General features: G+C 68.7%; 5 protein-coding genes, 1 tRNA gene and 1 pseudogene. 5 read left to right on the top strand and 2 right to left on the bottom strand.

From position 1 onward, the window contains the following. Positions 1-1,612 (top strand): annotated as a pseudogene (locus NKF06_RS19615) (cation-transporting P-type ATPase); the annotation flags it as partial. On the opposite strand, the gene NKF06_RS19610 reads toward NKF06_RS19615, so the two are convergent. Next, entirely contained in the window at positions 1,587-2,303 is a 717-nt protein-coding gene (locus NKF06_RS19610; protein WP_253246368.1) for a VTT domain-containing protein, read from the bottom strand. The pseudogene NKF06_RS19615 and the gene NKF06_RS19610 overlap by 26 nt on opposite strands. A 78-nt stretch (positions 2,304-2,381) precedes the next feature. On the opposite strand from NKF06_RS19610, the gene NKF06_RS19605 reads away from it, so the two are divergent. Beyond that, positions 2,382-2,822, top strand: a complete 441-nt coding sequence (locus NKF06_RS19605) for a universal stress protein (protein ID WP_172795818.1) — start codon at positions 2,382-2,384, stop codon at positions 2,820-2,822. A gap of 55 nt (positions 2,823-2,877) precedes the next feature. Here the strand turns inward: NKF06_RS19605 and NKF06_RS19600 are convergent, their stop codons facing one another. Then, positions 2,878-3,306 carry a universal stress protein gene (locus tag NKF06_RS19600; RefSeq protein WP_253246367.1) on the bottom strand — a complete coding sequence of 143 codons (429 nt, stop codon included), beginning with the start codon at positions 3,304-3,306 and terminating at the stop codon, positions 2,878-2,880. Positions 3,307-3,484: 178 nt separating this feature from the next. Between NKF06_RS19600 and NKF06_RS19595 the strand changes: the two genes are divergently transcribed. From NKF06_RS19595 to NKF06_RS19585, 3 genes are all read left to right on the top strand, one after another. Then, entirely contained in the window at positions 3,485-3,955 is a 471-nt protein-coding gene (locus NKF06_RS19595; RefSeq protein WP_058828121.1) for an HTH domain-containing protein, read from the top strand. Positions 3,956-4,316: 361 nt separating this feature from the next. Beyond that, complete coding sequence (locus NKF06_RS19590; RefSeq protein WP_253246366.1) at positions 4,317-5,303, top strand: class I SAM-dependent methyltransferase family protein; 987 nt, start codon at positions 4,317-4,319, stop codon at positions 5,301-5,303. Positions 5,304-5,395: 92 nt separating this feature from the next. Next, positions 5,396-5,468, top strand: a tRNA-Thr gene (locus tag NKF06_RS19585). Positions 5,469-5,510 lie beyond the last annotated feature (42 nt).

Below are 5,510 nucleotides of genomic sequence, written 5' to 3'. Positions count from 1 at the left end.
ACTCGGCATCCGCGGCCGTCCCGAGCCTGGACCCCGACCCAGACCCGGCGCTCGCGGCGCTCCTGTCCTGCGGGGCTCGCTGCAACGACACCAAGGAACTCGACGACGGGGCCCACCGCGGGGACCCACCGAAGTCGCGCTCGTGAACGCCGCCGCCGACGCGAGCCTCGACGGCTCGCGCGACCCCGACGACAGGCTCCGCGAGGTTCCCTTTACCTCCGAGCGAAAGCGCATGTCGGTCGTCGTGGACGCGTTCGACGCCCCCGGCGACGGCCCCGTCGCGCTCGTGAAGGGCGCGCCCGAGGAAATCGTCGCGCGGTGCGACCGCGTCCTCGTCGACGGGGAAATCGAGTCTCTCACCGACGAGCGCCGCGGGCGCGTCGAAGCGACCGTGACCGCCTTCGCCGACGACGCGCTCCGCGTGCTCGGGTTCGCGTACGCCCCCGAGGCGGACCCCGACGCCGACGACGATACGCTCGAATCGGGACTGGTCTTCCTCGGGTTGCAGGGCATGACCGACCCGGCGCGCGAGGGCGTCGCCGAGGCGGTCGCCGACTGCCGCGACGCCGGCGTACAGGTGACGATGGCGACCGGCGACACCCCGCGGACGGCCCGCGCCATCGCCCGCGAGGTCGGAATCGACGCCGACACGGTCGTTACGGGCACCGAGGTGGCCGCAATGGACGACGAGGAACTCGGCCGGGTCGTCGAGGAGACCAACGTGTTCGCCCGCGTCGCACCCGAACACAAGGTCCGCATCCTCCGGGCGCTCCAGGACGCGGGCTACACGGTAGCGATGACCGGCGACGGCGTCAACGACGCGCCGGCGCTCGGTAACGCCGACGTGGGCATCGCCATGGGAGACCGCGGGACGCAGGTCGCACAGGGCGCGTCGGACGTGGTGCTCCGCGACGACAACTTCGTCACCATCCGCGACGCCATCGCGGAGGGCCGCGGCATCTTCGACAACATCCGCAAGTTCGTCAACTACCTGCTGTCGGCGAACGCCGGCGAGGTGTTCGTCGTCTTCCTCGGGACGCTCCTCGGCGCGGCGCTGTTCCCCGCGGTGTTCGCGTCCGAGTCGGCGCTCGTCATCACGCCCGTCGCGCTCCTGTGGCTCAACCTCGTCACCGACGGCTTCCCCGCGCTCGCGCTCGGCGCGGATCCCAAGTCCGACGACGTGATGCGCAGGCCGCCGCGACCCCGCGACGAGGGCGTCCTCGACCGCCGGACCATCGCTTCGATTCTCGGTATCGGCGTCGCGCTCACCGGGACCGGACTCGGCGTGTTCTTCTACGCGCTCTCTCGCACCAGCGACCTCGTCGTCGCCCAGACGGTGCTGTTTACCTTCCTCGTCACCGCCGAGTTGGTCCGCACGCAGTCGGTTCGGCTCCGCTACCGGCTGTCGCCGCTTTCGAACCCGTGGCTCCTCGGCGCGGTCGGCCTGTCGCTCGCGCTCCACCTCGTGTTGCTCTACACGCCGGTCGCGGACCTCTTCGGCGTCGTCCCGCTGGGGCTCACGGAGTGGGGCTGGGTCGCGGGCGCGTTCATCCCGTTCCTCGCCGCGAACCTGTGTCTGGTGTGGCTCAACGACCGGCTGTTCGACTCGTGAGCGACCCGAGCGCGCCCATGAGTCGGTCGCGGTAGAGGTAGCCGAGGACCGACGCCGCGAGCAACGCGCCGACGAAAATCGCGGTGAGTTCGGCGTTGCCGTCGGCGGCGGCCGCGCCAGCGAGGTTCACGAGCAGGAAGCCGGGGAGCCGACCCACCGCCGCGACGAGGACGACCCGTCGGACCGGGATGTCGGTGAGGCCGGCGGCGAAGCAGATGGCGTCGTCCGGGAGGCCCGGAACCAGAAACACGAGAAAGAGGACGGCCAAACCGTGAGTCTCCATCGCGTCGTCGAACACCGAGAGGGCGTCGGCGGTGACGACGCGTTCGACGTACGGGCGGCCGAGAGACCGCGAGATTCCGACGGCGAGCGCCGTTCCGAGGACGATGCCGACCATGCTGTAGACCGTTCCCCAGAGCGCGCCGAACAGGTAGCCGCTGGCGAACCCGAGCGCCTGTCCGGGGATGGGCGCGACGAGGACCTGCGCGATTTGCACGCCGACGAACGCGAGGGGTGCGAGCGCGCCAAAGTCGAGGAGCCACGTCCGCAGCGCCGTCGGATTGGCGAGAAACGGGAAGCGGTCGACGAGCGTCGTGCCGGCGAGCGCGACGACGGCGACGACGACGACGGCGAGCGCGAGCGTCCGCCACCGGTCGCGCGGCGACTCGAACAGTTCGGGGACGGATAACACGGGTGGCACCTCGCACGCCGCGGAGAAAAACCCGGCGCGGGAGCGTTTTTGTGCCGAGACGACGTACTAATAATCATGATGGATACGATTCTCGTCGCCGTCGATGGCTCGCCGCTGTCGAAGCGAGCGTTCGAACAGGCCCTCGCGCACGCCGACTCGACGGTCGTCGCCCTGCACGTCATCAACCCGGCCGACCCCGGCTACAGCGCCCCGTTCGACGTGGACATCAGCACGGAACCGCTCCACGGCTCCGAGGAGTGGTACGAACGCGCCGACGAACTCGCAGAGGATATCTTCGACGAACTCGCGGCGCTGGCCGACGGGAGCGGCGTGGAACTCCGAACCGAGACCCACCGCGGAGACCCCGCGCGGACCATCGTCGAATTCGCGCGCCGGGAGGGCGTCGACGCCGTCTACCTCGGCGGTCACGGCCGCACCGGCGAGACGGACCTGCTGTTCGGGAGCGTCGCCGAGTTGGTCGCCGGACGCGCGCCGATGAGCGTGATGGTCGTCCGCTGAGGGCCGCCGCTCACGCCCGCCTCACCGCCCGTCTGTCAGCCCCGAGCGACGCACCTCACTCGTCGTCATCAGCCGGCGGCACGCACAGCACCGGCACGTCCGAGAGTCTGACGACTCGCTCAGCGACGCTTCCGAGCAGGTATCGCTCCAGTCCGCTCGTCCCGTGGGTACCCATCACCACGAGGTCGATGTCGCGTTCCTCGCCGTAGTCGATGATGGTCTCGTGCGGCAGGCCGACCCGAATCTCCGTCTCGACGGGTACGTCACGGTCGGCCGCGCGGTCGGCGACGATGCCGACTGCCGCCTCTCCGCGCGTCTGGGAATCGTCGTCATCGACGGGTGCGTCAGCGTGACCGGTTCGGACGTCGACGACGTAGAGGACGTGGAGCGCGGCCCCGTAGGTCGCCGCGAGGTCGACCGCGTAGTCGGCGGCGCGGACCGCGTGGTCGCTGCCGTCGGTGGGGACGAGAATGTGGTCGAACATGTCGTCACAGACGCGCGCTGAGCGAATAAAACCGAACCCGGTCGCGCCGTCCGGACTCTCACGCTCTCGGACTCAACCGCACCACGCGTCGCCCGCGCGTTTCCGATTCCCGGTCGGCGGGAAGGATGGCTCCGGCTTATTCTCCCCCCGAGCGTATCTGTTACCGGTGGTGAGGAGCATGCAGACCGACGGTGAACGGCGGGTAGAACTGTGGATTCGCCCGATTCGGGACGGCCTCGGGGAGGAACACCAGACGCTAGTCGTTCGACTCGAACGACTCGCGGACGAGGGGCTCGTCGACGACGTGTGCGTCCGGACGTGGGGTCGCGAGGTTGACGTGGAGTCCGACACCGCACCGACGAAACGAGACGCAATCGTCCGCGAGCGACTCGCCGAGTGCCGGCTGTGGGCGCGAACGGAAGGGGTCGCGCTCCCGACGCTCGACGAGCACGCGACGGTCGGGTCGGGGCGGATGGGTCCCGAACACGACGCGGTCGTCCTTCCGCCGACGCTGGGCATCGTCTTCCGCGACGACGAAATCGAGGCCGTCTATCCGCACGAGCGAGACGATGGGACTCGAACGCTCGCCGACTGGGTCGAAACCGCCGAGTCGTTCCTCGGTATCGACCGCGACCACGTCGAGGTGTAAGCGGGGACGAGTCGCCGACTCGTGGCTGCAAAAAGAACACCATCCGGCCGAGACGGTCGCCACACGGTCGAGACGGTCAATTTTCGAACGGTGAGTTCCGCGAGAAACGTCGCCACCGACGGACGTGATTTCGGCGGCATACGCCCGAGTCACTCCTCTCAGGACTGGGGTCCGAAAGTGGGCCCCGGGCAAGGCCCAACTGTGTCAGAGGCACCCCACTCGAACGACGGCTATCGTCGAGAGTGTGGGCGAATCATCGTTTCCTCGCCAGACATCTATACGTGGTCCCTGATGCATCAGGGTCGTATATACGTTCGCGGCGAAGCGTCACCCTTACTCGGAGCCGTGTAGTGGTGGGGGTATGAACGTCCCCTGCGTCCGCGTGCCCCGCGAGTCCGGCGAGGCGGCGCGCCGGCGCCTCGCCGACGCCGGCCTGCTCGACCACGACCACGAGATTACCGTCGCCGAGGGGACTCTCTACATCCCCGTCGTCGACGCCGACGCCGTCCCCGACGACCTAGCAGTCGTCGACTTCGAACCTCCCGTCCGAGAGACGCAGACCACGCCCGCCGATCTGCTCGGCTTCGAACCCTCCTACGAGCGACTCGGCGACATCGTCATCCTCGACGAGGACGACCCCGACCGCGCCCGCGACATCGCCGACGCCATCGTCGCCTCGGACCTCAAGGCCGAGACGGTCGTCAACCGCGCCTCGAAGGTCAAAGGCGAACTCCGCGTCCGCGACTGGGACGTGCTCGTCGGCGACTCGACCGAGACCGTCCACCGCGAGTACGGTCACGAGTTCCGTCTCGACATCGATACCGTCTACTTCTCGCCGCGACTGGCGACCGAGCGCCACCGCGTCGTCGAGGCGATTCGCGAGGGCGAGCACGTGTTCGACATGTTCGCCGGCGTCGGCCCCTTCGCCGTCCCGGCCGCCGCCGCCGGCGCGGAGGTCGTTGCCTGCGACCTCAACGAGGCGGCCGTCGAGTACCTCCGCGAGAACGCCGAGCGGAACGACGTGACCGACCGACTCACCCCGATTCACGGCGACGTGCGCGAGGTCGCCGCCGACTACGAGGGCTGGGCCGACCGACTCATCATGAACCTCCCGCACAGCGCGGGCGACTTCCTCGATACGGCGGTCCGCCTCGCGAGCGACGAGTGCGTGATTCACCTCTACGACATCCAACACGAGGACGACCCGTTCGGGCCGGGACTCGCCGCCGTCCGCGCCGCCGCCGAGCCGGCCTACGAGGTCGAAGTCGTGAACGAGCACGTCGTCCGGTCGTACGCCCCCCACGAGTACAACGTCTGTCTCGACGTTCGCCTGACGAAGCGGGCGTGAGAGGGCTGGTGCCGAACGGCAGACACCGGGTTGATTCGCAAGTCTTAATTACGTAACCGGGGTACGGAAGAATGCGTTCGAAAGCCCACCGCGCCGGTGTAGCTCAGCTGGCAGAGCGATTCCTTCGTAAGGAATAGGCCGAGGGTTCAAATCCCTCCACCGGCTTCTACTGATTCCTTCACCATCCCACAACTCAACCCCGGAGAC

It is taken from the genome of Haloferax sp. AB510, assembly GCF_024136985.1.
Lineage (GTDB): Archaea > Halobacteriota > Halobacteria > Halobacteriales > Haloferacaceae > Haloferax.
The sequence above is the reverse complement of the archived record's forward strand: the minus strand, read 5'-3'. Positions and strand labels throughout refer to the sequence as shown.

What these genes read in the sequence shown, in the direction of transcription:
- NKF06_RS19595 (WP_058828121.1), top strand. Translation starts at nt 3,485, where the DNA reads ATGCAGACCGACGGTGAACGGCGGGTAGAACTGTGGATTCGCCCGATT.
- NKF06_RS19590 (WP_253246366.1), top strand. Translation starts at nt 4,317, where the DNA reads ATGAACGTCCCCTGCGTCCGCGTGCCCCGCGAGTCCGGCGAGGCGGCG.
- NKF06_RS19605 (WP_172795818.1), top strand. Translation starts at nt 2,382, where the DNA reads ATGGATACGATTCTCGTCGCCGTCGATGGCTCGCCGCTGTCGAAGCGA.
- NKF06_RS19600 (WP_253246367.1), bottom strand. Translation starts at nt 3,306, where the DNA reads ATGTTCGACCACATTCTCGTCCCCACCGACGGCAGCGACCACGCGGTC.